This window comes from Paenibacillus sp. 2TAB23 (assembly GCF_052115165.1).
In the GTDB taxonomy this organism is placed as follows: Bacteria; Bacillota; Bacilli; order Paenibacillales; family Paenibacillaceae; genus Pristimantibacillus.
Genome location: NZ_JBFRGD010000083.1, coordinates 1 through 431 on the forward strand (window position 1 = coordinate 1; position 431 = coordinate 431).

The 431-nt window shown below is 43.7% G+C and carries 1 protein-coding gene; it reads right to left on the bottom strand.

Annotated features, from left to right (window positions below; all coding sequences use genetic code 11):
- A partial coding sequence (locus AB4Z29_RS32400; protein ID WP_441946965.1) for a SprB repeat-containing protein occupies positions 1–431 on the bottom strand: 431 nt, incomplete at both ends.

Below are 431 nucleotides of genomic sequence, written 5' to 3' on the forward strand. Positions count from 1 at the left end.
CAGTAATCGTTACAGTGTACGTTCCTGCTGATAAATTTGTGCGGTCTTCTGTAGTGATTCCACCACCCCAGTTGAAGGTATATGGTGCTGTTCCTCCTGATGGAGTTAAATTAATTGATCCGTTTGAAGCTCCGTTACATGCAATATTCGTAACCACTGTCGTCCCTGAAACTGCTGTCGCAGGCTGAGTGATTGTTACTGTTCTTGAAATYGTACATCCATTAGCATCAGTTACTAATACTGTATAAGATCCTGCTGCTAAACCGGTAGCTGTTGCATTCGTTCCGCCTGATGGAGACCATGCATAGGTATATGGTGCTGTTCCGCCTGTTACTACAATTCCTGCTGATCCGTTTGATCCGCCGTTACATGAAATATTAGTCTGTGAAACTGTTGCACTCATTGCTGTTGGCTGAGTTACTGTAACATTC